Source organism: Streptomyces sp. NPDC050509 (assembly GCF_044457965.1).
Classification (GTDB): Bacteria; Actinomycetota; Actinomycetes; order Streptomycetales; family Streptomycetaceae; genus Streptomyces.
Window position 1 is genome coordinate 167,807 of sequence record NZ_JBITHL010000004.1, and the last position, 21,404, is coordinate 189,210.

Annotated in this window: 18 protein-coding genes; 7 read left to right on the top strand and 11 right to left on the bottom strand. The window is 70.0% G+C overall.

The features are described 5' to 3' along the window. Positions 1-94: 94 nt before the first annotated feature. From ACIBJC_RS13265 to ACIBJC_RS13275, 3 genes are all read right to left on the bottom strand, one after another. Positions 95-304, bottom strand: a complete 210-nt coding sequence (locus tag ACIBJC_RS13265) for a DUF397 domain-containing protein (RefSeq protein ID WP_399291598.1) — start codon at positions 302-304, stop codon at positions 95-97. A 216-nt stretch (positions 305-520) separates the two neighbouring features. Beyond that, positions 521-1,378: a helix-turn-helix domain-containing protein gene (locus ACIBJC_RS13270; protein WP_399291600.1), complete on the bottom strand. Its 858-nt coding sequence runs from the start codon at positions 1,376-1,378 to the stop codon at positions 521-523. Between the two features lie 431 nt (positions 1,379-1,809). Next, positions 1,810-2,553, bottom strand: a complete 744-nt coding sequence (locus ACIBJC_RS13275) for a GPP34 family phosphoprotein (protein WP_399291601.1) — start codon at positions 2,551-2,553, stop codon at positions 1,810-1,812. Between the two features lie 194 nt (positions 2,554-2,747). Between ACIBJC_RS13275 and ACIBJC_RS13280 the strand changes: the two genes are divergently transcribed. Both ACIBJC_RS13280 and ACIBJC_RS13285 read left to right on the top strand, forming a co-directional pair. Continuing rightward, positions 2,748-5,174, top strand: coding sequence for a D-alanyl-D-alanine carboxypeptidase (locus tag ACIBJC_RS13280; protein WP_399291603.1), 2,427 nt, complete (start codon positions 2,748-2,750; stop codon positions 5,172-5,174). Between the two features lie 307 nt (positions 5,175-5,481). Beyond that, positions 5,482-7,311 (top strand): MFS transporter, encoded by a 1,830-nt coding sequence (locus ACIBJC_RS13285; RefSeq protein WP_399291605.1) that lies wholly within the window; start codon positions 5,482-5,484, stop codon positions 7,309-7,311. Positions 7,312-7,434: 123 nt separating this feature from the next. On the opposite strand, the gene ACIBJC_RS13290 is transcribed toward ACIBJC_RS13285, so the two are convergent. The 3 genes from ACIBJC_RS13290 to ACIBJC_RS13300 all read right to left on the bottom strand — a co-directional run bounded on the left by ACIBJC_RS13290 (position 7,435) and on the right by ACIBJC_RS13300 (position 10,110). Beyond that, entirely contained in the window at positions 7,435-8,541 is a 1,107-nt protein-coding gene (locus tag ACIBJC_RS13290; RefSeq protein WP_399291606.1) for a hypothetical protein, read from the bottom strand. A 1-nt stretch (position 8,542) separates the two neighbouring features. After that, positions 8,543-9,784, bottom strand: a complete 1,242-nt coding sequence (gene fxlM / locus ACIBJC_RS13295) for a methyltransferase, FxLD system (protein ID WP_399291607.1) — start codon at positions 9,782-9,784, stop codon at positions 8,543-8,545. A gap of 116 nt (positions 9,785-9,900) precedes the next feature. Next, positions 9,901-10,110, bottom strand: coding sequence for a hypothetical protein (locus ACIBJC_RS13300; protein WP_399292381.1), 210 nt, complete (start codon positions 10,108-10,110; stop codon positions 9,901-9,903). Between ACIBJC_RS13300 and ACIBJC_RS13305 the strand changes: the two genes are divergently transcribed. The 4 genes from ACIBJC_RS13305 (at position 10,010) to ACIBJC_RS13320 (ending at position 12,947) form a co-directional block, all read left to right on the top strand. Further along, complete coding sequence (locus ACIBJC_RS13305) at positions 10,010-10,294, top strand: lasso peptide biosynthesis B2 protein (protein ID WP_399292321.1); 285 nt, start codon at positions 10,010-10,012, stop codon at positions 10,292-10,294. The genes ACIBJC_RS13300 and ACIBJC_RS13305 overlap by 101 nt on opposite strands. Before the next feature lie 86 nt (positions 10,295-10,380). Then, positions 10,381-11,400: a protein-L-isoaspartate O-methyltransferase gene (locus tag ACIBJC_RS13310; protein WP_399291609.1), complete on the top strand. Its 1,020-nt coding sequence runs from the start codon at positions 10,381-10,383 to the stop codon at positions 11,398-11,400. 402 nt (positions 11,401-11,802) lie between these two features. Beyond that, entirely contained in the window at positions 11,803-12,702 is a 900-nt protein-coding gene (locus ACIBJC_RS13315) for a Scr1 family TA system antitoxin-like transcriptional regulator (protein ID WP_399291611.1), read from the top strand. Further along, entirely contained in the window at positions 12,702-12,947 is a 246-nt protein-coding gene (locus ACIBJC_RS13320; RefSeq protein WP_399291613.1) for a DUF397 domain-containing protein, read from the top strand. Before ACIBJC_RS13315 ends, ACIBJC_RS13320 begins: the two co-directional genes overlap by 1 nt. 74 nt (positions 12,948-13,021) lie before the next feature. Here the strand turns inward: ACIBJC_RS13320 and ACIBJC_RS13325 are convergent, their stop codons facing one another. The 5 genes from ACIBJC_RS13325 to ACIBJC_RS13345 all read right to left on the bottom strand — a co-directional run bounded on the left by ACIBJC_RS13325 (position 13,022) and on the right by ACIBJC_RS13345 (position 20,352). Next, the gene (locus ACIBJC_RS13325) at positions 13,022-14,098 is read right to left on the bottom strand and encodes a C40 family peptidase (RefSeq protein WP_399291614.1); all 1,077 of its coding nucleotides are present in this window, start codon (positions 14,096-14,098) and stop codon (positions 13,022-13,024) included. 28 nt (positions 14,099-14,126) lie between these two features. Continuing rightward, the gene (locus ACIBJC_RS13330; RefSeq protein WP_382886346.1) at positions 14,127-14,609 is read right to left on the bottom strand and encodes a poly-gamma-glutamate biosynthesis protein PgsC/CapC; all 483 of its coding nucleotides are present in this window, start codon (positions 14,607-14,609) and stop codon (positions 14,127-14,129) included. Beyond that, positions 14,606-16,339, bottom strand: a complete 1,734-nt coding sequence (pgsB, locus tag ACIBJC_RS13335; protein ID WP_399291616.1) for a poly-gamma-glutamate synthase PgsB — start codon at positions 16,337-16,339, stop codon at positions 14,606-14,608. The genes ACIBJC_RS13330 and pgsB overlap by 4 nt, the downstream gene beginning before the upstream one ends. A 6-nt stretch (positions 16,340-16,345) precedes the next feature. Continuing rightward, on the bottom strand, positions 16,346-18,691 hold the full coding sequence (locus tag ACIBJC_RS13340; RefSeq protein WP_399291618.1) for a HAMP domain-containing protein: 2,346 nt from the start codon (positions 18,689-18,691) through the stop codon (positions 16,346-16,348). 371 nt (positions 18,692-19,062) lie between these two features. Beyond that, positions 19,063-20,352, bottom strand: coding sequence for a CapA family protein (locus ACIBJC_RS13345; protein WP_399291619.1), 1,290 nt, complete (start codon positions 20,350-20,352; stop codon positions 19,063-19,065). A 53-nt stretch (positions 20,353-20,405) separates the two neighbouring features. Between ACIBJC_RS13345 and ACIBJC_RS13350 the strand changes: the two genes are divergently transcribed. Further along, positions 20,406-21,383 carry a hypothetical protein gene (locus ACIBJC_RS13350; protein ID WP_399291621.1) on the top strand — a complete coding sequence of 326 codons (978 nt, stop codon included), beginning with the start codon at positions 20,406-20,408 and terminating at the stop codon, positions 21,381-21,383. Positions 21,384-21,404 lie beyond the last annotated feature (21 nt).

The window sequence follows — 21,404 nt, forward strand, 5'->3', positions numbered from 1 at the left end:
CGAGAGGGCTCTGTCTGTGGTGCGGTGAAACGCGGCCGACGGCCAAGGTGCTGCCGACGGCCAAGGTGGCGCCAATGGCCAGGGTGAACCGGCCTCAGGCGAGGTCGGTGGCGCCCCTGCCCATTTCCTGGACGAAGGCGTTCCACGAGCTGGGGACGAAGGAGATCGACGGCCCCTCGGGAGCCTTCGAGTCCCGCACGGCAATGGCCTGGACGACGGGGGACTTGACCTCTACGCATGCGCCGTTTCCGCCGGAGTACGAGGACTTCGTCCACGTGTCCGTAGCGCCCTGAAGGATTGCCATATTCGCTCCGGTTCAACAAGTGAGGTGAAATAGCGCCAACTTCTGTTGGCATGATCGACGCTACTCGCCTCACGTGATGAGCGGAGCGTGCATTCACTCGTCCGGATGGTCTATGGCCGAATAGCCTTACGAGGGACGCTGGTTGAGGTGTATGCTACCTCGTCCGTCTGCGTAAAAGCGGATCAGTTCGACAATCCGGACCAACGTGACGGCTGCTCAACGGGCGTAATCCTTCGCGATATCCGCGATGTACTGCCGCGTCTGATCGGCATTCAGCGCCTGCGCGCGCAGGTGTTCGTACATCACGCTGTACCGCTGCACATCATTGGCCTTCTCCAGATAAAGGTCGCTCGTCACGCCCTCGATGTAGACCACGCTGGAGTCCGACGCGTCGGGGAATTCGAGAATCGCGTAGTGCCCGGTGATTCCGGGATGCGCGCCCATGTCGAAGGGCAGCACCTGAACGGTCACATGCGGCAACTGCGACTGCTCCAGAAGGTGTTCGAGCTGCTCGCGCATGAGCTGGCGGCTGCCGACGACCCGGCGCAGCGCCGCCTCGTCCACCACGGCCCAGAGCCGCAGCGGCTCCTCGGGCGCGTTGATCCGGTCCTGCCGCCGCAGCCGCACCCCGACGCGCTTCTCCACATCCGGTACGGCGGACTCCGGCAGCGCGCCGTTGATCAGCGCCTCGGCGTACGGACGGGTCTGGAGCAGCCCGGGGACCACCTGCGGCTCGAACACGCGCAGCGAGGCCGCGTCCGTCTCCAGCCCGATGTAGACGCTGTACGGGATGTCGCCGAAGGCGTGCCACCAGCCCTGCTGGCGGGAGTCCTTGGCCATTTGCATAAGCGAGTCGACGATCCGGCTGTCCTCGACCTCGTAGACCCCGCAGAGATCCCGCACATCGCGCTGGCTGATCGAACGGCGGCCGTTCTCCAGCCGGCTGATCTTCGACTGGGAGACCAGCAGGCGTTCCGCGACCTCCTCCGCCGTCATGCCTTTGAGTTCGCGAAGCCGGCGCAACTCCTGGCCCAATCGGCGTCGCCTGACGGTGGGATTGACGTTGGACGCCACGGAAACTGCACCTCCGGCTGTGTAGCTGTAGCTGTACGTATCTACTGCTCAGCAGACTGCCACCAAAGGTCCCGACTGCGCTGGGAAATGGCTACAGAGGTGATTGAGCCGTTCTGCGCGCCTGGCCGCGCGCCCCCACGCGCGCCGTCGCGCCGGTCCGGGCGCGAGGCGGGCAAGCCCCTTGGGGCGGCCTGGGGCGGCCTGAGGCCGCCTGGAGGCCCTGTAGCGGGCCCGTCAGGCCGTGGCCAAGGGTCGGGACCCTCCGGGGGCCCGCGCGTTGCGCGATGGCCGATACGCGACGCGCGGGGCGGCCGGAGGGTGTCCGGCTGCCCCGCGCGTCCTGTGCGGCTCCCGAACCGGGTCTGGGGACGTCGGTGCGGCGGATTGCTGTGGTGCGTCAGTCGGCGCCTGCTTCGGCGCCTGTTCCGTGTTCAGTGCGCCGGTACGCGCGCCATGCCACCGCGTTGCGGCTGCATGGGCACGCCACCGACCGGCCGGGCGCCGACCGGAGCGCTGGGCGCGCCCTGGGCCGGGTTACGGCGCGGCTGTGCGCCCACCCCGTTCTGGACGTCCATCACGGCGTGCGCCACGAGACCGCCCATCGGGTCGTGTCTGATCAGGTCCCGGAGCCGGGAGCGCGACGAGCGCCCCTCGTTCCCGGGGTAGAGGTGCTTGCCGAGTCCGACCGCATGGGCCAGCGCGGCGAGCGCCGCGGTCCGCGGGTCCGGCGGAACGCCGGTGCGGATCGCACTGTCCAGCCGGGACTTGATTTCCCGGCTGATCGCCGTCTCCGTCGCCTGGTAGCGAGTCGTCGGCAGCACTCCGCACATCTGGCCCGCCACGGCATGCACCATGCCGCACCGCTCCAGATGCGAGAGATAGGTCTGGCGCAGCCCCAGTCGGGGCCCGCCGATCCAATGGACGGCCCGAACCGGGCTGCCGCGTCTGCGCAACAGCTCCAGTGCGGAGTCCAGAGTCGGATCTCCGGTCGGCCGTGGCATCACCACGGCGATACGATCCCCGTCAGGGGCTATCCGTCCTGCCAGAGCCAGCTCCACTAGCTGTGCTCCGGCCAGGCCGAGGTCGAGCGACTGCGGCTGCGCTGTGGTACCCGTGGCCGGGTCCAGAGCGAGCAGCAGAAGCTCCTCCGGAATTGTTCTGCGGCTCCTGCCCATCCATGCCTCCCCGCGTGGATGAATGACAGGGTGACCCCTCTCACAATGGTCTGTCGAGGGTGCCTGGGTACTTTGTGCGGGAACCGTTATGTATGTCGTTCTCGTCTAGCACTCGGGCCGAGGTCCCAGAGCGGGACACTGATAGATGCTTCGGACAGTGCGGTTTACGTCGGATGAGACATGAAGGAGACGCGGTGGCGGGCGAGTCCCCCGACAAGTCGGATCAGCGGAAGTCGTCGGGGGAGGCGGTTCCTGGCGAACGCGACCCGAGGCTCGCGGTCTTCCGTGAATCGGCCTCGTCCGCGACGGACGGAGCCGGCGGGGCCGACGGGCCGGAGTCCGGCTCAGGGGGCTCGACGAAGGTTGCGACCGCAAATCGCACCGAGGGTTCCACGGCGGAGTCCGAGGACGGCCCGGCGGAGGCCGAGGGGCCAGGGGAAGCGGACGGCGACCGCATAACGGCGGCACCGGAGCGCCCGAAGTCCGACAACCGGACGATGACGCTGAAGAGCGACGGCAACGGCGGCACGGCACCGTCCTGGGCGAGGCCGGAGAAGTCCGGATCGGCCGATTCCCCGGACCGGGACGCGACCTCCGCCAAGGGCGAGAAGAACGAGAAGAACGAGAAGAACGAGAAGAAGAAGGACGACGGGAAGGAGTCGGCGGACCCCAAGGACTCCAAGGACTCGAAGGGTGCTGAGGGCTCCAAGGACACCGAGGAGCCGAAGAAGCCCCAGGAGTCCCAGGAGCCCAAGGACTCGCAGAAGGACGCCCAGAAGGACGCGAAGGAGGGCTCCAAGAAGGAGTCCCGGAGCGACAGCGGCGACGACCGGCCCGAGCCGGAGTCCAAGCCGAAGCCCGAGGCCAAGTCCAAGCCGGAGCCCGAGTCCGCGTCCAAGTCGAAGGCGGAGCCGGAGTCCAAGTCCGACCCTGAGACTGCACCCGACCCCGACCTCGACCCCGACCCCGCGCCGGTCGACCAGGCCACCGCCGTCTTCAGGACCCTCCCGAAGCCCGCCACCGACCAGCCCACCACCGCGCTCAAGCTGCCCAAGGAGACCGGCGCGGCCGAGGCCGGGACGGACGCGAAGGCCGGGAAGACCGCGGAGGACGCGAAGGCAGGGAAGCCCGCAGAGGCCGGGAAGGCAGGGAAGGACGAGACCCCGGCGGAGCGGACGAGCACGTTCGTCCCTCTGCGCCGCGACGACCTTCCCGCCGCGTCGGCCGAGCCCGCCGCGTCACCGGCGGCACCCGCCACGTCCAAGCCCGCCCCCGCGCCCGCCCCCGCGCCGTCCCGGATCCCCGAGGCCGAGCGGACCCGGCAGCAGCCGTTGCCGCCGATGCCCCCGCTCGACCTGCTCGCCGAGCTGACCAACAAGCCGGCCCCGCCGGAGACCCCGGTCCGCACGATGGTCCGCCGGGTCAAGATCTGGACGCCGCTGGTGCTCCTCGCGGTGGTCGTCTTCGCGATCGTCCAGGCGGCACGGCCGCTCCCCGACCCGGAGCTCACGCTCACCGCGGAGTCCACGTACGCCTTCGAGGGCGACAAGCCCTCACTCCCGTGGCCCGACCACGGGCAGGGCGTCGTGTCCGTGGCGGGGCTGGGCGTCGTGGACACGTTCGGTGAGCAGAAGCCGGTGCCGATCGCCTCCGTGACCAAGTCGATGACGGCCTACATCATCATGCGGGACCACCCGATGAAGGTGGGTCAGGACGGCGCGCGGATCCCGGTCGACGCCCTGGCGGAGAAGGAGGGCGGCTACGACGAGTCCGGCAACGAGTCGACGCTGAACACGATCAAGGAGGGCGACAAGCTCTCCCAGAAGGACGCCCTCAGCGCGCTCATGATCCCGTCGGCGAACAACGTGGCGCGGCTCCTCGCGCGCTGGGACGCCGGTTCGCAGGACGCGTTCGTCAAGAAGATGAACGACGCCGCCAAGGAACTCGGGATGAAGGACACGACGTACACCGACCCGTCCGGCCTTGACGCGACGACCGTCTCCACCGCGGCCGACCAGGTCAAGCTGGGCATGGAGCTGGTGAAGATGCCGGGCCTGATGGTGATCACCCAACTGCCCTCGTGGACCGACCCGTCCGGCAAGACGTGGCCCAACTGGAACACCCTGGTGCCCTACAACGGCGCCATCGGGATAAAGACCGGTACCACCACCAAGGCCGGCGGCAACCTGCTCTTCGCCGCGACCAAGGACGTCGACGGCACGAAGCAGTACGTCGTGGGCGCCGTCCTCGGCCAGCAGGGCCCCTCGATCATCGACGCGGTCAACGCGGCGAGCAAGAAGGTCCTGATCCCGACCCGCGAACTGCTGGAGTCGAAGACCGTGGTGAAGAAGGGGCAGACGGTCGGGTACGTCGACGACGGCCTGGGCGGTCAGACGCCCGTGGTCGCCACGAAGGACCTGAAGGCGGCCGGCTGGCCGAGCCTGAAGATCTCCGTCGGGCTGACGGACGGCGGCAAGACGATCCCGCAGACGGCCACGGCGGGCACGGTGGTCGGCCAACTGACCGTCGGATCCGGTCCCGGCCAGGTGACCGCCCCGGTCGCCCTCCAGAGCGACAAGGCCGAGCCCGGCTTCGGCGCGAAGGTGACCCGCGTCGGCTGACCGGCCGCGGAGCTGAGCCCACACCGGTGGCCCCGGAGCATTCGTGCTCCGGGGCCACCGGCGTGGAGGCCCTGTGCCTGCCGTACGGGCCAGTCATACGTGCTAGCGTCGCGAAACGGACATCTGTTGGGCACCGCCCCGTCATCCGCTCAGCCGGCCGCCCCGGGCAACTGAGCGCCCCGGGATCGGCGTCCTGGACGATGCGGGCGTCCTGCGGGATGCCGGGGGTCGGCACGCCGCGCTTCGGGCGGAGACGCGGAGACGGTGCGACGGGTGCGACGGGGACGGGAAGACGTGGAGAGCCGCAGTGACGACCACTGAGCCGACGCGCGCCGACAGCGGCGCTGCCACCGGGGTGCCCGCCGCCAGGGCGCGAATAGACCCGCCTCCGGGGCCCACCCCCACCAGCGGCCGGTTCCGGGCCCTCCGGGAGCGTGTGCCGCGCCACCCCGTCCTGTTCACCACCCTCGTCGCCGCGGCCGTCCACGTCCTCTGGTTCTTCTTCTTCGCGAACAGCGGCGGCGACATCGCCGCCCAGGACGCCTGGGCCGAGTTCGTCGGCCGCCACCCCGACTCCGCGTACAACCTCGCCTGGTACGGCGGGATGCACCCCGTCTCGTACAGCGTCGTCTCGCCCTATCTGATGTCGGTCCTCGGCGTCCGTACGACGATGATGGTCGCCGGGACGGTCTCCGCCGCCCTGACCGCGCTGATCCTCGTCCGTGTCCCGGCCGTCCGTAACCCCGTGGCGTGCGCGCTCGCCGGGGTCTTCGCGTTCCTGTGCAACGCGCTGTCCGGGCGCGTCACCTTCGGCCTCGGCATCATGTTCGCGCTCGGCGCCGTCGCCGCCGTCTTCTGCTGGCCCCACCGCTGGCGCCGCAAGCGCTGGCTCAAGGGCGTCGCAGCCGCACCGCTCGCCGCGCTCGCCACCGCCGCCAGCCCGGTGGCCGGGCTGTTCCTCGGGGTCGTGGCCGCCGCGCTCTTCCTCAACAAGCGCCGCCCCGGCGCGTACGCGCTCGGCCTCGCACCGGCGGCGGTCGTGGCGCTCTCGGCCTGGCTGTTCCCGTTCTCCGGTACGCAGCCGATGTCGGTCGGTACGGCCTCGCTGCCGTTCCTCTTCTCCGTCCTCACCTTCGTCCTCGTCCCCGGGGAGTGGCGTACGGTCCGGGTCGCCACGGCCGTCTACGGCTCCGGCGTGCTGCTCACGTACGTGATCGACTCGCAGATCGGCTCCAACGTCTCCCGGTTCGCGATGATCGTCGGCGGGGTGGTGCTGCTCGCCGCCCTGCCGTACACCGCGCCGCGCTCACGCCGCTGGTACGCGCTGGTCGTCGCCTTCGCCGGGCTGAACTTCTGGATCGGCTTCAAGGGCGTCGACGACATCGTGCGGACCGCCCCCACCGCCTCCTGGGCGCGCGAGCTGGCGCCGCTGGTCAACCAGTTGCAGCGCAGGGGCGCGGAGACGGGCCGGGTCGAGGTCGTCCCCGCCAGCAGCCACCGCGAGTCCTCCGCGCTCACCCCGTACGTCAACCTCGCCCGGGGCTGGAACCGGCAGGCGGACATGGAGCGCAACCCGCTCTTCTACGACGACACCCTGACCGAGACCACCTACCGCGACTGGCTGGACCGCTGGGCCGTGCACTACGTGGTGCTGCCCGAGGGCAGGTCCGACGACGGCGCCGCGCAGGAGGCGGAGCTGGTCCAGAAGGGCCTGCCCTATCTGGAGCGCCTGTGGGGCGACGCCAACTGGCAGCTCTTCGCCGTCCAGGACCCGACCCCGCTCGCCGATCCGCCCGCGACCGTCGACCGGGCCGCCGCGGAAGAGGTGACGATCCAGGTCCCGTCGGCCGGGCGGGTGCTGATCCGGATCCCGTACTCGCCGTGGCTCGCGCTGGTCGACGAGGACGGCAACCGGGTGCTGCCGCCGGAGGAGACGCCAGCGTCCGAGGCGGCCGGGGAAGCGGAAGGGAACAGCCCGAAGACCTTCACCAACCCCAACGGCTGTCTGCTGAAGGCCGAGCCGACCGCGCAGGGCGACGAGTGGACGGAACTGCTCGCGCCCCGGGCCGGGGTCTACCGGCTGGCCGCCCCGTACAAGCTGCCGCGCGGGACGGGCTGCCCGGAGGAACTGCGCTGAGCGCACGAACCCAACAGCCCGGTTCCCGGGAAAACTCGGCCATGCCACCGAGGCCGTACTCTCCGGGCGTGTACGGCGGCAGGAGCGGTACGTGCCCTGAGCAACCAGGTGACGCGGCGGCCTTCACGAGTCGGCGTGGAGCCGCCGGGCAAGGTGGCGTTCCGTCACGCCAATGCTAATCGCCACGGCGTCCGAGAGGTCCTGCTCCAAGGGTGCGGGGATCCTGCCTTGGCCGAGGCCGGCCGAAGCGACGGCGGCCGACAGCGTGCAGATCTCGTCCCGGTCCATCTGCTCGCGACACATCGGATGAGCAAGGATGTCCCGCGCCACGTACCCGTCGCCGTACGTCGTTGCCTCGTGCCTGAGGCGGCGGAACGCTTCGGCCTGCTGGGGACGTGGGGAGAGATCGAGCACGGCCAGTCCGACACGGGAGCGGAAGACGGCAAGTTCGGGGGCGGTGTCGAGTGCCAGGTAGTGCTCCACCATGGTCTCGACGGGGCCGACAGGGCACTCTCCGGCTGCGGTGAGACAGAGCACGGCGAGGCACGCGGCGACAGGGCGTTCCCAATCCTCCGACAGCGCGCTGTTGTTCAGGAATTCCAGTGCTTCCGTGGGCTGGCCACCGAGGCAGCGGACCAGCACCTCCACTTGACGTCCGTCGAAGAGGCGCCGGCCTACCCCGTGGTGTTGCTCGACGTGTGCCCGTGCGCGGTCCCATTGACCAGCGGCAACGAGGGCACGGGTGCCGTCGCCGAGCAGAACCGTCCACAGCCACTGGCACACCTGTTGATATCCGGCCGCTGAGTCCGTGAGGTGCTGAAAGGTCACGGCGCGGCCGTCGATGACCGCTTCTGATTTCGATCTCACCGCTCGGTTCAATGCGTCGAGCAGGAGGTACGCGGCATCCCCGTCGCTGTCGCGGATGCGCAGGCGTGCCAGGTTGACCAGGGGCTCCAACGCGTACCGGGCTTCCTGCGCGCCCAGGGGTTGAGCGCGCAGGAAGACCTCGGTGTGACGCCGACACAGATCGCGCGCCAGATCCGGTATGCCGCAGTCGCTCGCGATCAGCGCCGCCTTGTTCAGCACGACGGTCGCGGAGTTCACCTCGCTGTCGCGTTCAGCGGCGCGAGCCAGGTCACTGATCTCACGGACCCGATCTGCAAGAGGTGGGCAGGCCGGACGCGGACGGGCGACCAGCGGGAACCGCCGTGCTGTCTGACCGACGTCCATGTCACTGCCATTCGATGACGATGCGGTTCAGCTCGTTGTCGAAGGCGAAGCGACCGGGCTTCGGCGCGAGCGGCGCCGCGTCGAGCGGCTGGATCTCGAACCCGACGTCGCGGCTCCGGAAGTCACGGTTCCAGGCGCGGACCTGATCGGAGACAGCTCCGGCGAGTGCCTCGCCATCGGGGCCGTGGCCGATGACGCCGAATTCGTACAGGTTGGCGCCGTCGGGGGCCTTCTCGGCGGCCGGGCGTCGGGTGAGGTAGGTGAGCGTTGAGCCCTCGAAGACGGCGGTGGAGGACGCGTAGGGCGCGGTGACCAGACCGCTCTTGAGGGCTTCGGGCTTCGCGGGCATCCGGCTCAGGCCGTTGGGCATGGTGCAGGTGAGCCACAGCTCCAGGTACTCCGCCGACTCCGGGCCCCGGAAGTTGACGCCCGTCCACACCTCCGCGCGCGGCTGGCGGAAGACGTCGCTCAGGGCCTCCGGGGCTACCGTCTGGTCTCCGTTGGTGACGAGGGTGACGGTGTTGTCGGGGTCCAAGGGGACGAAGACGCGCGGGTCGTCGGCGATGCCCCTGCGCAGCGGCATGAACGTGTTCATCTGGCTGCCGACGCTGCGCCAGGCCCCGTCCTGGTGCTCGAAGGCGATCGAGCGCGAGACGCTGCCGCGCAGGCGCATCGGGGTGAGGAGCCGACCGCCGGGGGCCAGTTGGTCGATCCAGGCGTGGGGCACACCGTGGGCGCCGACCGTGGCGACGATGCGGTCATACGGCGCATTGGGAGCGTGGCCTACTGCTCCGTCGCCGAGGATCACCTCCACGTTGCGGATGTCGGCTGCGGCCAGTCCGGCACGTGCCCCGTCCACGATGTCCCGGTCCACGTCGATCGTGGTGACATGCCCCTTCTCTCCGGCGAGGTAGCCGAGGAGACCCGCGTTGAAGCCGGTGCCGGCCCCCAGCTCCAGGATCTTCTGGTCAGGCTCGACCTCCAGTTGTTCCAGCATCATGCCGACGATGTCGGGCTGGGAGGCACAGCTGATGGAGGCGCCGCTCTCATCGAACTTGGTGTTCACGGGAGCGTTCCCGTACGCCTTCTCCAGCGGGGCGTTCGGGACGAAGAGGTGCCGGGGCACCGCCCGCATGGCCTCCTCCACGCGGGGCGTGCGCACGTGTCCTTCATCGACCAGACGGTCGATCAGCTGGGTGCGCAGTCGGTCGGCTGAACTGGCTTCGATGGTGTCACCGTTCACCTGTTGACCGTAGTGCTCTACGGCCCCTCAGTACGGTGAACGCGGCGTTGTCGCTCGTCCCTACGACTATCTCTTTCGCGAGTGTCGACAAGGACACCAGGAAGGGCTGCCAGAGCCTAGACGCTGAGGAAGTCGATCGCTCGCTCGTCGAGTTCTGCCGCGCAGTGCACCCCGCGGGCGCGGAACCGGGCGAGGTCCTTGCGCATGTTCTTGACGGCCTTGCGTGTGCGTACCGACTGCACGCCTTCCATGTGGTCGATGGCCCGGTTCCAGGTCTTGGCCGTGCGGCATGCCGGCCGCTGGTGGCCGGGGCGTATCGCCTGCATGGAGACCTCCCTCGGCGCGGTCCTCGCCGCCGCACTGGTCGGGCAGCGGCTCGATTGGTGCCTGGGCGTGCGCTTCGCCCCGCCGCCGGTCGAGTACCACTCTTGGGCGTCCCTTCCCGATGGCGGCCCGGTCGGGGAGTACACCGCCGCCGGCTGGCATCACCACACAGCCCTGACCATCTGAACTCCGTGCGATCACCCTGGCGTGTCCTTCACTCGCCTGGAGCAGTTGACGCATACGCGTACCTCACCCCTCGAAGGAGTGGCCCCGTGACCACCGTCGCCCAAGCAGCCGAGACCGTACCTGAGCACCACTACACCCACCACGAGGAACGCGGCGTCACACCCCACCGCTCCAATCCCCGCGTGATCCATCGCGAGTTGAATACGCTCGACGTGCGCGAGGGCATGAATGTGGTGGAGTTCGGCACCGGCTCCGGCTACTCCGGCGCCCTGCTCTCGCAGCTCGTCGGAGCTTCGGGGCAGGTCACCAGCCTCGACATCGACGCCTACCTGGCTCGCTGGGCCGCAGTCATCCACCAGGAGCGCGGCGTCCGCAACGTCGAATGCCACGACTCGGACGGTACCGCAGGCTTCGCCTCCCGGGTCCCGTACGACCGGATGGTGGCCTGGTGCACGCCTCCGCTCCTGCCCAAGGCATGGGTGGATCAGATGGTGGACGGCGGGATCATCGTGGCGCCGCTCCCGATCGCGGCCGTGCCCAACGTGACCGTCGTGGCGAAGATCGTGGTGCGCGAGGGCCGGCCCGAGGTCGAGTCGGTGGCGAACGGCGGCTACATCGAGGCCACGACTTCACCCAAAGGCGATCTCGACCTGCCTGGCCGGTGGGTGGACTGGGAGAACCGCGTCCCGTCCCCGTCCTGGATCTCCCTGGCCTGGCGCGACGAGGACGACCAGATGCGCACCGGTGCCCGAACCGCACTGGACCGGCTGAAGGGCGCGCACACCGCGCCGTACGGCCGGGAGATCGACTGGCCGTCCTGGCGGACCTTCGCCGCCTCGCTCGCAGACCCCCGCCTCACCATGGCCGGACTCCGCCCGGACCTGTGGGCCATCGGGCACACCACGACGACCTCCGCAGCCGCCATCCAGCAGGACGGCACGATCCTGGCCGACCGCTCCGACAGCCCCTCCCTGGAAATTCTGCGCGGTTGGCTCACCGCGTGGGAGGACGCGAACCGCCCCGCACCCGAGACCTACACGCCCCGTCTGGTCCGACAGGATCTGGCCGACGGCCAGGACGGCTGGGCGCTGCGGCTCAGCCGATAGGCCGAGCCGGTTCAACTGCTGTCCCACGAAGCCCGTGCGGCCTGAGTCAACTGCATGGGCTTCGCTGTGTTCGAGACCTCCGGCCGTCAGACCGGTTCCCGGAACATGTGCTGGACTTGGCGGGCCGTCGGCCGCGCACTCGGGTCGGTGACCAGCCCAAGCCCGGAACATTGCCCGCACCGACCGAGGCCGAACCCGTGAGCGCGTGACCCGTGAGCGCGGAAACCTCGGCGTTGGCGTCAGGGCGCCAATCCGACCCGGCCGAACACCGGTTCACCAGTCCGGCGACCCGTACGCTGAGTCAGCGTACGGGTACACACGGTGGACGGGTGTGGTAACTCCACGTAACCATGTCCGGGTTCGGGGTGTGTGTCGAGGCGGGTGTGCGGGAGGTGTCCTGGCATGGCGGATGAGACCGGCAGTGACGAGACCGGCAGTACGGACGGGACCGGTGAGATCGGTGGACCCGGCGGGGCGGGCCCCTGTCCCACCGGAGTGGAACCGGAGAGGTCGGACAGCCTCAAGGCGTTCGGCGAGGTGATCAAGGCATTCCGCAAGCGGTCGGGCCTGACCCAGGAGGAGTTCGCCCCGAGGGTTCGGTACTCGCCGCAGACGGTGGCCTCGATCGAGCAGGGCAGGCGGTTCCCGCAACGGGCCTTCGTGGAGCGGGCGGAGGAGGTGCTGGACGGATTCGGGGCGATCAGGGGCGCGGCAAAGCATCTGTCGCGGAAACCGGGGCTGGCGAGCTGGTTCCGGCAGTGGGCGCTGCTGGAGGCGGAGGCGCTGAATCTGTACACGTATGAATGCCGCCTGATTCCCGGCCTCTTGCAGACGGAGGCGTACGCGCGCACGCTGTTCGTGGAGCAGTTGCCGCCCCTCGGCGACGACCAGATCGAGGCGCAGTGGGCGGCGCGGGCGGAGCGGCAGCGGCTGCTGCGGGAACGGCCGAACACGGCGTACAGCTTCATCCTGGAGGAGCACCTGTTCCTGCGGCGGACGGGCGGGGCGGAGGTGACGCGGGGGCTCGTCGAGCATGTGCTGGAGATCGCGGAGTTGCGGAATGTGGAGATCCAGGTGATGCCGCAGGTGCGGGAGGCTCATGCTGGATTGGATGGTCCGGTGCAGTTGCTGGAGACCCCGGAGAACCGGTGGTTCGCGTACTGCGAGGGCCAGCGAGGCGGCCAGTTCGTATCCGACCCGAAAGAGGTCAGCGTGCTCCAGATGCGGTATGCCAGGATGCGTTCGCAGGCTCTCTCCCTCGAAGACTCCCTGAGCCTGTTGCGGCGAATGCGAGGAGCATGATGAGCACCATGGAACTGGTCTGGTTCAAGAGCAGTTACAGCAGTGGCGGTGACGGCGACTGCGTCGAGGTGGCCCTCTCCTGGCGCAAGTCCAGCCACAGCAGCGGCTCCGGCGACTGCTGCGTGGAGGTGGCCACCTGCCTCGACACCGTCCACGTCCGGGACTCCAAGGTGCGGCAGGGTCCGCAGCTCGCCCTCGCACCAGCGGCTTGGAGCAGCTTCCTCTCGTACGCGGCCCAGGCCTGACCCTCGGCATATACGCATGAGCGCCCCGCCCCGGAGCTGACCGGTCCGGCGCGGGGCGCTCGCGGTGACGTACGTCAGAGGCGCTTCGCCGCGCGCAGCAGCGCCGCGTAGAAGCCGTTGCCGTCCAGGCGCGAGGTGCCGCCCTGGTCGCCCATCGTCGGGCCGTTGACCTCTTTGCGGCTGGAGATGAAGATCTGGTGGCCCTCGGTGTCGTTGCCCAGGTACAGGCCGACGTGGTCCATCCGGTCCTTGGTCCGCCTGTCCATCTTGAAGAACACCAGGTCGCCCGGCTGGAGCTTGCTGGTGGACTCAGGACGCGTGTACCAGGGCGAGGGGCCGCCCAGCTTGTAGATGTCCACACCGACGTCCGAGCGCGTCATGCCGTTGGCGGTGCGCGGCAGGCCGTCGCCGACCCCGTCGGCCACCATCAGCGGGTAGCGGGCCCGGTAGCCGAAGATCGTCCGGATGTAGCCCGAGCAGTCGATGGCGCGGTAACGCGCCTTCTGCGGCTGCTTGGTGGTGCCGTCGCGGAAGGTGTACGGGATGCCGAGGTAGTCGTAGAAGTCGGACTGCTCCAGCCGGTTACCGGGGGAACTTTCGTCGACCGGACCGAAGTTGGCGTCTCCCGTGTACGGGACCCCCTCGTCGTCCTTCTTGAGCGGCGCGCCCTCGATGTACTGGAAGGCGTACGCGAAGATGTCGTCCTCCTCGCTGCCGAAGAACTCCTTGAACCAGTCCTTGAACCACTTCTCCTTCTCGGCGCCCTCCGTCCACACCTCCGGCATCAGCCGCACCCAGTCCTCCGTGACCACCCGGGACTTGGTGTTGGTCGGCTCGTCGAAGGTGCGGCTGGGGCCGGTGAGGGTCGCGGTGCGCGCGCCGTCGGTGAAGGTGGCGAGGATCTCGCCGTCCTCCCCGCGCAGCACCGAGCGCTCCGGGTTCTTCAGCCGCTCCCAGGACTGCTCGCCGGTCGTGGCCTTGGCCCCGTTCCGCAGCTTGCCGGGGGTGTCGGTGATCGCCTGGACGGCGGGCGCCTTGGCCTGCTCGTCCTTGCGGAGTTCTACGGTCAGATAGGCGCTGCCGGCCAGCAGCGCGAGGACCGTCGTGGCGTGCAGGACCGGGCGGCCCCGCTTCTTGGACTTGGCACTCATGACGAATCGGCTCCCGTGGGTGGGCGGGTCAGGCTGACGGCAGGGCGCCGAGCAGAATGCCGGCGGTGAGGACGACGTAGGCCGTGAGCGTGACCGTGCCGGTGGCGAGGATGGTCGCGCCCTTGGGCTGGCGTACGAGCTGGTACGCGATCAGACCCGGGACGATGAAGCCGAGTGTCTGGTTGGCGTACATGAGGGGGAACTCCAGCGACAGCACGATCATCACGGTCCCCTGGAGGAGCACGCCGATCATGACGACCGCGGAGAACAGGCGCTTTCCGTAGAGGATCACGAAGCGCTGGACGAGCAGCGTGCTGACGTACGTCAGTACGGTCACGCCGACGACCATGGCGGCGCGCTGGAGGTCCTCGACGAGGGTCAGCGCCAGCCAGCCCGGGGTGATCATGCCGCCGGGGGAGAGGTTGGTCGTGAGGTAGCAGATCAGGGAGAACATCAGGCCCAGGCCGATGCCGATCGCGGCGATCTCGGGGGTGAGGACTGCGGGGATCAACGGGGTTCTCCTGGGTTCTGCCGCGGGGTCTGGTGGGGCGAGGGGTACTCGTGGTGCTCCGGGTGTTCCGGGTTCTCCTGGTACTCGCCTGAGGCGGTGCGGTGGTCGTACGGGGACTGCCGCGCCTGCTCCTGCTGGTCGTGCTGGTCCTGATGGTCCTGGTGGCCCGGCATCTGGACCGGTTCGAACGCGCCGCGCTCCGGCCGCTGCTGGTAGCGCTGCTCGTACGCCTCGGAGTAGGGGCGGTACGGGTCGATGCGCGGGGCGTAGCGCGGCAGCGCCAGGGTCTCGTCGTGCCGGGGCTGTGCGGCGGGCCGCGGGGTCTCCTGCCCGTGCGCCTGTACGTCGGCGGGCGCGGGCGGGAGTGCGAGGAGCGGGGCGTGCGCCGGGGCGTTCCCGGACGCGGACACGACCGGGACGGCGACGGTGTCGTCGGCGGCCGGGGTGACCGAGGCGGAGGCGGCCGACGCGGCGGTGGGCGGTGTGCGTACCTCTCCGGTCCCACCGGTCCCGCCCGCTCCTCCGTCACCCTCCTCCGGGTCCGGCGTCTCGTCGGCGGGCAGCTCCGCCAGGTGCTCCAGCAGCAGTTCGCCCTGGCCGTGGATGTTGCCGATCGCGACGAGCGAGGACTCGGGCCCCAGGATCCCCAGCAGCTCGCGCATGAACTCCTCGGGATCGCGCTTGTCGCCGCCGAGGTCGACCGCGTGCGACCGCCACTCGGCCGGGATCGCGTCGATGGCGCTCTTCGCCGGGTGGCCGATGACGAAGACCTTCTCCGGCTGGAGCTCGGGGATGATCTCGCCCATCTGGCCGTTGCGCTCGACGCGGTCGGGACGGCAGTTGATGACGACGTTGAGCGGGCGGGAGATCGCGCCCAGGTCGAGGAGCTGGTTGATGTTCATCAGCGTGGACTCGGGGTCGTTCGCCGCGAAGACGTTCGCGAACCGCAGCTTCTTGCCGTCGGGCGTGAGGTAGCGCTCGACGGAGAGGACACCCGGGTCCGGCGGCGCGTCGTACATGCCCTGGAGCGCGGTCTCGCGCTCGACGCCCATCAGCTCGGCGACCTTCAGCGCGATGGCCACGTTCTCCTTGAACGTGAACCAACTGAAGCCGCGCAGCTCCTCGTCGGAGACGGTGTCGGGGTCCGCGTAGATGAGCTGGCAGTTACGGGCGTCCGCTTCCTCCTGAAGGATGTCGAAACGATCCTTCTCCGCCGTGACGCAGATGCCGTCCTCCGGCATGGAGCGCGACAGCGAGCGCGCCACGTCGTCCAGGGTCGGGCCCATCTCGGCGAGGTGGTCCTCACGGACGTTGCACAGCACACCGATCGTGGAGCGGATCAGCTTCGACTGGTTGATCTCCTGGAGCGCGGGCATCACGGCCATGCACTCGATCACCAGCGCGTCGGGGTTGTACGCGGCGGCCCGCCGCACGATCCCGATCTGCTCCACCACGTTGGCGATGCCGAACTTGCGGTAGACGGGCTCCTCGGTGGCGTCCGGGTGGATGAAGCGCGCCGCGGTGCCGGTGGTCTTGGCGACGGTGACCAGGTCGCCGCCGCGCAGCGCGCCCGCGCACAGCCGGGTGATGGAGGACTTGCCGCGGATGCCGTTGACCAGCACCCGGGTGGGGATGCGGTTCAGGTTGGTGAAGTGCCGCCGCTGTTCGACGAGCCCCGCGATCAGCAGGATCGCGCTGCACACGAGCAGCACGAAGTAGAGGAAGAGCACGGTCGGTCAGTTCCTTCCGGCGAGGGCGGACGGCGCGCCATCGCGCTTGCGTTGCTCCAGAAGCTGCTGGCGCAGCAGCTCCAGGGAGCGGGCGATGGCGCCGACCTCGTCGTGGTGGCGCGGGTAGAGGACGGTGCGGCGGTCGCCGCCCGCCAGCGTCTCGGCCTGCTTGGCCAGGTCGCGCAGCGGACGGACGACGATGATGTGCAGCCAGCCCAGACAGCCGGCCGCGGCCGTGACGCCGAGCAGCCCGGCGAGGACCGTACGGTTCTGCGCGCTGTACTCGGGGATGGCGAGACCGGAGGCGGGCTGCCAGCTCACGACCGTCCAGCCGAGTGCCTTCGCCGCGCCGCCGCCCGCGAAGGGCGCGGCGGCGGCGATCTGGATGCCGTCCCCGCTGCGGTAGAGGACGCTGCTGGGCTTGGCGCTCAGGCCGACCTGCTGGTTGGTGCCCGCGACGAACGAGTCGAGCCGCTTCGACGGCAGCTTCTCGAACGCCAGGTAGCCGGTGTTGGAGCCGAGGACGCGCCGCTCGGCGTCGACGATCCGCACCTGGCCGAGGCCGGGCCGCTTCAGCAGCGAGTTGAGGAAGTCGACGCGGAACTCGCCGACGACGGCGGCGCCGTCCCGGCCCGGCAGCTCGGCGTATCCGGCGATGCGCGGCTTCGTGTCGTCCGTGTCGAGGAGGGTGACGGGCGCCTCGCCCGGCTTCTGTCCCGCCGGGTGCTTCGGCGTCTCACCGGCCTTGGCGAGCACCTCGCCCTCGGGGGACAGGACGTACATCGACTCGTAGCGCGGGTGCTCGCGCATGGTCCGTTCGAGGACGGTGGTCATGGCGTCCGGCTCGGTCTTGTCGCCGATGAGCGTGGCGACGGAGACGATGTCGGCGTGGCCCTCGTTGAGGGCGCGGCGCACCCGGTCGGCGAGGGTGTCGGTGCGCTCGCGCTGGTCGTTGACGATCTGCTGCGGTACGACGACGGAGTCGCCGGCGCGGTTGAGCAGCAGCATCATCGGGGCGGACCAGACGAGCAGCAGGATGCCGCCGGTGGCCAGCAGGGCGCGGGTGCCGACGCGGCGTCCGCGGCGGCGCCGCGGTGCCTTGCCGGAGCCGCTGGAGCCGGAGGCGCTACCGGACACGGACGCGGGCGCGTCGTCCGCGGTCGCCTCGGGCGTCTCGCCGAGGAGCTGGCGGCGCAGCCGGTCCAGCGCCTGCCCGAGCCGGCGCGTCTCGCCGAAGCGGGGCACGGTCACGGGCCGGGTCAGATCGCCGCGGGTGAGGCGGCGGCTCTCCAGGAACAGCCGGATCAGGGGGCGCTGGACCGTACCGAGCAGCAGGGTCACGGCGAGCGCGCCGATGACGAGCAGCGCGGCGGCCGAGAGCAGACCGAACAGCGGGCTGTTCACGCGGCTGGTGTTCTCGGGGACGGTCACGAGGGAGACGACGGAGAGGCCGAGGCTGGTCGCGTCGGTGGACTCGCCCGCCTCGGGCGCGGCCAGCGAGGCGTATCCGGCGATCGGGCGCTCACCGCTGATCCGCGTTCCCGTCATCGTCCCGCTGACGCCGAGGAAGCCGCCGGAGCCGGGCTCCTTGGACTTGACCGGGTTCTGCTCGGCCTTCTTGGCGCTGCGCTTGGCGAAGGAGCGGAGCTGCTTCTTTGTCTGCTTGACCTCCTCCTCGACCGTGTCGGAGGGGATCTTCTCGGGCGCCGGGATGCCGTCGCTGCTGAGGATCTGGCCGCCGGAGTCGACCACGGCGATCACCCGGAACTTGCCGATGCTGACGCCGGGGAACTTCAGGCTGTTCGAGGTGACCAGGAGCTGCTGCGGCTGCCCCTCCCAGGAGAGCAGGGCGAAGGTGAGCAGCCGGGTCTCGCCGTTCTTGAGGCGGACCATGCGGGGCGCGAGGCCGTCGGCGTCGGCGAGCTTGTCCCGGTCGATGGCGAGGAGCGGTACGTTCTCGCCGCGCGCGGCCAGCAGCTTGCCGGACTTGATCTCGACGACCGCCGAGCCGCGCCACTTCTGGTAGACGCTGCCGAGCTTGTCGAGGACGGTGTCGGCGGAGACCGGGTCGCCCGCGTTGAAGAGGGCGGCCGTCCGGTTGAGGTCCGTGATGGACTCGTCCAGCGAGGCGCGCAGCGCGATGGCGCCGTCCTCCGCGAAGTGCTGCTGAGAGGTGAGGACGGCCTCGGGCAGCGGCTCCCGCTGGGGGTTGCCGAGGCCGAGTGCGGTGAGGGCGGCCAACGCGAGAAGCAGGGCCGAGAGGGCCGCGATGGGTGGACGAATGCCGCCCAGGAGCGACATATCGGCCCGTTTGCGGACCTTGTGCCGCCGCTTCGCCGACGAACCGGCCATGCGGGTACCTCTCTCAGAACAGTGCGTGCGGGCATGCGGGCAGAGCGGGACGCGGTCGCGCGGGAACGCACGACCGGCAGGTGGGCGCGGTGGGGGACGGACGGGGGCGTGACAGCACTTCCCCGTCGCGGTACGAGCCCCCGTCGCGATATGAGGACCGGTCACACCGACGAATGGTTGTGTCGACCTCGAACGAATTTTTGTGTGATCTGAGTTACAGGAGGTGTTCGTGTGGGTAACAGGGCCGATTCGGGGCCCGTGCGGCGGTATGCGGGCCCAGCGCGGCGGAACGCTGTGCCCATGCGGCGGAACGCGGGCCCCGTGCGGCGGAACGTGTCCGTCCCGCCCGGGTCACCCGCCCCCACCCACCCTCACTCGGGCAGGGCCTGAAGGGGCGTCAGCCCGTCCTTCTCCGCACCACGATTCAGCATCGTGCCTTGTGTACGGTCGAAGGCCAGTTGGTAGCGGGCGAGTTGCTCCTGCGTGAACTTCTTCCCATCGGCGCCCTTGCCGTCCTTGACCGCCCGCGCCGGGTCCAGCAGGCGGTAGTCCGTGACCGCCCCCGCCGGCAGGCTGTCGGGGTCCTCGTGGTCCTCCGGGTCGGGCGGGGTGTCCACGAACGTCGGCACGTACTGCGCCTTCACGTCCCACTCACCGGCCCGCTTGGTGAAGGTGAACCAGCCGATGACGCCCTCCTCGGACGTACCGCTGGGCACCTCGTGCCGGGCGACCTGGTTGCCCAGACCGTAGGCGAACCAGGTGCCGCCGACCTTCTCCATCGGCTGTACGACATGGGCGTGGTGGCCGATCACCAGGTTGATGCCGGTCTTCTCGGCGATGCGCTTCGCGAGCTTCATCTGCGCGGTGCTGGGCTCCGGCTGGTGCTCGCGCCCCCAGTGGATGCTGAGGATGACGACGTCCGCGCCCGCCTTGCGCGCCGCGCGCTCGGCGGCGGCGATCGCCTTGAAGGAGGTCTTGTTGACCAACCAGGGCTTGTCGGCGGGCACTTCGTGCTTGACGAAGCCGAAGGCGAAGGAGATCTGCGCGACCTTCACCCCCTTGACGTCCACGATCAGCGGCGTCTCGGCCTCGTCCTTGGTGCGGGCGGAACCGGTGTGCTTCAGACCGGCCTCGTCGAGGGTGTCGAGCGTGCGCTTCACACCCGCGGGGCCGTGGTCGATCGAGTGGTTCGACGCCGTCGAGCAGGTGTCGTACCCGATGTCCTTGAGCGTGCCGGCGATGTCCGGCGGGATCTGGAAGTTCGGGAAGCCCTCGTAGGGGCCGCCCTTCTTGGCGATCACCGGCTCCATGTGGCAGATCGCCAGGTCCGCCTTGCTGATCACCGGCTGCACGCCCGCCATCAGCGGGCCGAAGTCCAGCCCCTTGCCGTTGCCGCCGGGCGCCTTCGCGTCCTTGGCGGCCTGGTCGATCAGGGGCGGGTGGATCAGTACGTCACCGGCCGCGGCCACCGTGAACGACGGGCCGCCGCCTTTCGCTTCCTCGCTCCCGCCCGATCCGCCGTCGTCACCCGAGCCGAGTGCGGAACACCCCGCGACGGCGGTGGCGAGAGCGAGGACCGCGGCGGCGCGCAGGGCGGTACGCGCCGTCGTGCGCAGAGCCGTGCGGGGCACTGCGCGGGACAGAGGGAGGGATCTCTTCACACTGGTATTTTGACCCGCATATGACACGATCTCCGACCGTGAAGATAACAATCATGGCAAGCCTGCTGGTCGCAGCCCTGATCGCGGTGGTTGTGGTGATCGTCACCCCCCTGCTGGGCCGGTCCTCCGGCACGTCCTCCCCGCCCGCCGGGACCGGCGACGCCGACCTGGCCACCGAGGTCGACCTGGAACACCGGATAGCCGACTTCGCCACGGCCAAGGTGGCGGACGCCCGCTACCTGCCGCCGAACCGGGCCCAGCGCGACACCCTCGCCGAGGGGGTCGCGCTGTACGTGGACGGCAAGCACGAGGCGGCCGAACGCAGGCTGGCCGAGGTCGACTTCGGCGTACGGATCCTGCGCGACACCGTACGGGCACCCGCCACGACCGGGTCCGCCCCGTCCGGGGCGAGCGACGCGCCGGGCCGCCGGTACGCCGAGATCGCCGACCGGGCGGGCGAGAACGTACGCGGCTGGGGGCGCGTGTACGTGGCGCTCGACGCCCCGGTCCACTTCTCCGTACAGGTACCGCACCCCGTCGCCGACGCGTACAGCGACCAGCTCGGCGTCGGCGTCCTGCGCGGTACGCCCGGCGGGGTGCTGGTGATCGCCGGGACGCGCCGTACCGCGGGGGAGGGCAAGGCAGCCGACGTGGCGCACCGCCGCGACACCGTCTTCCACGCCGTCTGCGCCGAACTGGTCGCCCGCCGGATGCCCGGGATCCAGGTGCACGGATTCGCGGACAGCAGCGCCCCTGACCACGACCTCGTCGTCTCCACCGGCGCGGGCGAGGCGGCCCGCCCCCAGGCCGTCACCCTGGCACGCGCCCTGTCCGACGACGGCTTCCGGGTCTGCCGCGCCTGGTCCGCGAAGTGCCCGCTGGCGGGCCGCAAGAACAAGCAGGGCGTCCTCGCGGCGGACAAGGACGTCCCGTTCCTCCACGTGGAGGTCAGCCGCACGGTCCGTACGGACCCGTCCCGCATGCGCGACGCGATCGAGGCGATGACGGCGGCGGTACGCCAGTGGTCCTAGCGCCCCTCCCGGCACGGGAGA

What these genes read in the sequence shown, in the direction of transcription:
- ACIBJC_RS13265 (WP_399291598.1), bottom strand. Translation starts at nt 304, where the DNA reads ATGGCAATCCTTCAGGGCGCTACGGACACGTGGACGAAGTCCTCGTAC.
- ACIBJC_RS13275 (WP_399291601.1), bottom strand. Translation starts at nt 2,553, where the DNA reads ATGGGCAGGAGCCGCAGAACAATTCCGGAGGAGCTTCTGCTGCTCGCT.
- ACIBJC_RS13290 (WP_399291606.1), bottom strand. Translation starts at nt 8,541, where the DNA reads ATGGACGTCGGTCAGACAGCACGGCGGTTCCCGCTGGTCGCCCGTCCG.
- ACIBJC_RS13300 (WP_399292381.1), bottom strand. Translation starts at nt 10,110, where the DNA reads ATGCAGGCGATACGCCCCGGCCACCAGCGGCCGGCATGCCGCACGGCC.
- ACIBJC_RS13315 (WP_399291611.1), top strand. Translation starts at nt 11,803, where the DNA reads ATGGCGGATGAGACCGGCAGTGACGAGACCGGCAGTACGGACGGGACC.
- ACIBJC_RS13320 (WP_399291613.1), top strand. Translation starts at nt 12,702, where the DNA reads ATGAGCACCATGGAACTGGTCTGGTTCAAGAGCAGTTACAGCAGTGGC.
- ACIBJC_RS13325 (WP_399291614.1), bottom strand. Translation starts at nt 14,098, where the DNA reads ATGAGTGCCAAGTCCAAGAAGCGGGGCCGCCCGGTCCTGCACGCCACG.
- ACIBJC_RS13340 (WP_399291618.1), bottom strand. Translation starts at nt 18,691, where the DNA reads ATGGCCGGTTCGTCGGCGAAGCGGCGGCACAAGGTCCGCAAACGGGCC.
- ACIBJC_RS13350 (WP_399291621.1), top strand. Translation starts at nt 20,406, where the DNA reads ATGGCAAGCCTGCTGGTCGCAGCCCTGATCGCGGTGGTTGTGGTGATC.